The sequence below is a fragment of the Clostridium beijerinckii HUN142 genome, from assembly GCF_000621745.1.
GTDB classification, from domain to species: Bacteria; Bacillota; Clostridia; order Clostridiales; family Clostridiaceae; genus Clostridium; species Clostridium beijerinckii_A.
The window spans coordinates 1-4,489 of sequence record NZ_JHXK01000058.1 but is presented as its reverse complement, the minus strand read 5'-3'; the positions used below and the strand labels follow the sequence as shown (position 1 = coordinate 4,489).

The window sequence follows — 4,489 nt, the reverse complement described above, 5'->3', positions numbered from 1 at the left end:
TGCTATGCCATGCGGCACTACAATCTTATGCGGTATTAATCTTCCTTTCGAAAGGCTATTCCCCTCTATGAGGCAGGTTACCCACGTGTTACTCACCCGTCCGCCGCTAATCCGTTCCCGAAGGAACTTCATCGCTCGACTTGCATGTGTTAAGCACGCCGCCAGCGTTCGTCCTGAGCCAGGATCAAACTCTCAATAAAAAGTTTAATCTTAGCTTACTCAAATAAAAATTGCTGGTTTACTTAAATGTATTTATATCATTCTGTTCAATTTTCAAAGACCAATTTTCTTTCTTACAACTACTGTTGTAATGTTTTGTTGTTATCTGTCGTTTCTAACAGCTTACTCAGTATATCACCGCTTTCGAAGCTTGTCAATAACTTTTTTAAAAACTTTTTGAACTTCATTTTAAACAGTTCTATCAGTTTATAAGTTACTAATTATGCGTCTCTTAGCGACGATCTTTATCATATCATCACCATTATTCGACATTGTCAACAACTTTCCTAGAAAATCTTTTTCCTTTTAAGTTGTTTTGTTTATGTCTCTTAGCGACGTGTTTTATCTTAACATCTCTACTATTTTCATATTATCTATCTTCTTGTCATTAAGTATGATTATTCCTATTTTTTCTCTATAATCCATCATTATTCTAGCTCTTATACATATTGACACGCTAGCAATAGTTGTCCAATGATTTAATATCGTTTATTATATATTCAAACATTTGTATTGTACTCTCATATCTCTTTAATAAGTCCTGATAATTTGAATTATGAAAATGCTATAACATCTTTATCTTTAATCTTTCTAACAAAGTTACTTATTTGAATCAAAAATGCATCACACATTCAACTTTTTATCATCCTTGAATGTCTTAACAATTTCTAAACAACACTTTTAATTTTGCTTTCCATATAATTGTCTCGTTCTGATTTCACAGAAAATATTTTTAAAACAAACATTAATATGCCTGAAATTATTGAAATAAAAAATATTAAAAACCATAATGTTTTATATCCATAAACTTGGATATATGCTCCAGAAAAAAAAGTACTAAGAGCTGTACCCAGAAATCTACCAAGATTCATTATTGCATTTAATCTAGCTCTATAATTGCTTGGACTATTATTTGCCAAATAAACACCTGAGCTTATTGAACTTAAAATTTCTCCTAAAGTCCATATTATTGTGGAAATAATAAAAAAATTGAAATTATCAATATAGCCTATCATTCCAAATCCTATAGCATATAATATTCCCGTAAAAGCCATATTAGTTAACTGATGATTTCTTTTAGTTATAAAACCTATAAAAATTGTAAGAATTAAAACAGTCACAGCATTTATACTCATAATGTAGCCTAAAAGTTTAGCACTTTCATTATTAAATTGAGCATTTAAAGTTATAGGCAGAGAAAACTTATGCTGAGCATAAATAAAGTTATATACCATATATAAAACTAGAAATAAACTTAATGCTGGCCTTTTCCAAAGCATTTGAAAAGTATTTCCCTTTTCTGCTATTTCAGCTTTACTTTCAAACTCTAATTTACTATTTACCAGATAAGTCTCTTTGATATTTTTCCACACCAAAAAGACTGCTATTAAAGAAGTTAGTGTATCTCCTAAAAATAGCAATGGTAAAAGATTATTAAATAAAAAACCTGCTATTATTGGTCCAATTGCAACTCCTGCATTTATCGCTAGGTAGTTAAGAGAAAATCCAGCTTGTCTTTCTTCCTTAGAAAGTATATCTTGAATCATTGATTGAAATGCTGGACGTACAAAACCATTAAAAAATGTGCTTATCAATAAACACATTATAGTAATTGAAACACTTTTAGTGAAAGCACAAGGTATTAATGTTACTGCTGCTATACTTTGTGCATATGTATATATTTTTTTTCTTCCAAACATATCTGATATTTTTCCACCTAAAATGGATGCTGGTATGCCTACAACAGATGATAATGTAACTATAACCCCAGTTGCTGCAGCTGTCATTCCAATTTTTTGAGTAAGATATAATGCGAGAAATGGTACTACAAAATCCCCAAGTCTGTTAATGAGTGTAGCAAAACATATCACATACATTTCCTTTGGTAATCCTTTATAATTATTAATGAAATCTTTCATTTGTTATGCCCCCTTTTCTTAATATATTTTACCTATAAAATTCTTAAATTTCAAAACATTCCTACTAAATAATTTTTATATAAATTACCACTTTAATTCTATAATTTTATCTATATTTCACTATTTTAGTTAAATATGATTATTATTTTTTTATTTATTGGATCCTATTTTATGAAATCTACATTAGAAGTATTAGGATAATATTTAGAATATTATTTTTTATCTGCTTGGATAAAATACATACGAATAAAAAATAGCTTTAGTCAAGAAGCTTTAGCACAATGCAATCTACTACCTTTATTTAGTTGCATACAAATATAATGATGAATACTTTTATGATGAAGTAAAAAATAAAATACGCCCTTACTATAAACACATTAATAAAGTTGATATTTCCAATGATATTAAATTAGAATTAATTAAATATCGTGAAAACAAAAGAACATATAAAGAACTAATGAATCTATAAATAGTTATATGATACTGTCTACATCAGAAGCTATCACTATCGGATTTTAATCCGATAGTGATGGCAGCCTCTCTTTGACACTAAGTAGTACTTAAAATTTCACAAAATAGTTCATCACAGATTTTTCTTTAAATCCACACGATTTATATAAATTAAGCGCCCTACTATTTTTATCAGCTACATCTAATTCTACTTGCTTTATATTTCTTTCACTTATTAATTTTAAAGCTGCCTTTAGTACTGCTCTTCCATAGCCTTTTCCTCTAAACTCTGGTAACACTCCAAAACCCAATATGAAAGCTGAGTCATCATTATATTCAATATGAATTTTGCCTATGACTTCATTGTTTAATTCAGCTATATAAGCATTCTTTATTCTTGATTCATCTTCCTCAATTTGTTCAGTTTCTTCTTCAGCTGAAACTCTGAAACTTTCATTTTCCTCCTTATCAGAAAAATAAATCAAGTCTTGTCTTGATAATTCCTTCTTATCTGATGCCTTTGCTTTTCTTAAATTAATAGGAAATAAATTTTCTAAAAAATGCTTACTTATTAATTCCATCCCATATTCAGAAAAATCGTATTCTCCTCCTACTGCTTTTATAAATTCATTTCCAGATTTAGATTCACCATCTGTTAATAATAATACCTTATTAAAACCATTCATACTACATTCATCTATTGCAAGGTCAAAGAGTTTTTTAAAGATACCTTTCCTCCTCCACTCTGGATGAGTCATTCCATTAAGCTCAGCCATATTTCCTCCAAAACATGAAATCCCAAGATAAGCAACTAAAACATCATCTACATAATATAAAAATTCATTTAATCTCTTCTTTGATGTTTCTGAATTTTTATTCATTTCTAATTTAAATTCTACTTCTAACTTTAAATTTACTTTATCCTTTGAAATGATGATTTCTTGAAGTTCATTTATATCTTTATATTCTTTTTCACCTATATATTGCTTCATAGTTATTATATGATTTACTTCTTTCATTTTAAAATCTCCTTTTTGCTTGCTTTTGAAATTTAGATATAGTTTTCCCCTTTTGATTGCTGCTCTTATCATATACTATTGATATTCCTTAATCTCTAAAAATGGGCAGAAAAATCCCGCAGACACAAACCTCTAAAATGATTTCTATCTGCGGGCATTATAAAAACAGGCAAAACTGTTATGATATTCGTCCTTAATAGTACACATATTTATGAAAGGTTATCTAAATTATGCGAAAATATAACACAAATAAAAGGTATAACTACCATAAGAATGCATTTCCGCCCATATTTAGTTTTAAACAGCAATCACCTTTACACTCTTTATCATATTACCATTTCTCCTTTCATAAGACTTACTATATTTTTACAATAAATCCTTCAATAAATTAACATTATCATATCCAAAAATATTTGTCAATTAATTCAAACTATATACATTTAATTCTTCATCAAGTTCTGAGTGACACTTCTTATATCAGAACCTAAAACTATTTTAAAATTCAAATTTGTTGTTCTATTCTTCATTAAAATTAGTAATCACATTTTTTATGCAAAATAAAAAAAGATAGTCATACAACTATCTTTTATCTTTACCTCGCAACGTCCTACTCTGCCACACAGTCTCCCATGCAGTACCATCGGCGCTATAGACCTTAACTTTCCTGTTCGGAATGGGAAGGAGTGTTACCTCTATGCCATCATCACGAGATCTATTCAATTTCAAAGATTATATTCCTTGAAAATTGCACACAGTTTTTTTAATGTATTACAACTTGACTATATTGGTCAAGCCCTCGACCTATTAGTATCAGTCAGCTAAATATGTTACCATACTTACACCTCTGACCTATCAACCTTGTAGTCTTCAAGGGGTCTTACT

General features: G+C 29.0%; 2 protein-coding genes and 3 rRNA genes. All 5 read right to left on the bottom strand.

Annotated elements, in window-relative coordinates:
* Window positions 1–200, bottom strand: a 16S ribosomal RNA gene (locus tag T483_RS0118225); the annotation flags it as partial.
* 687 nt (window positions 201–887) lie between these two features.
* Window positions 888–2,138 carry an MFS transporter gene (locus T483_RS0118215; RefSeq protein ID WP_026888114.1) on the bottom strand — a complete coding sequence of 417 codons (1,251 nt, stop codon included), beginning with the start codon at window positions 2,136–2,138 and terminating at the stop codon, window positions 888–890.
* Between the two features lie 560 nt (window positions 2,139–2,698).
* The gene (locus T483_RS0118210; RefSeq protein ID WP_026888113.1) at window positions 2,699–3,607 is read right to left on the bottom strand and encodes a GNAT family N-acetyltransferase; all 909 of its coding nucleotides are present in this window, start codon (window positions 3,605–3,607) and stop codon (window positions 2,699–2,701) included.
* 594 nt (window positions 3,608–4,201) lie between these two features.
* Window positions 4,202–4,318, bottom strand: a 5S ribosomal RNA gene (gene rrf / locus T483_RS0118205).
* 73 nt (window positions 4,319–4,391) lie between these two features.
* Window positions 4,392–4,489: ribosomal RNA gene (locus T483_RS0118200) — 23S ribosomal RNA — on the bottom strand; the annotation flags it as partial.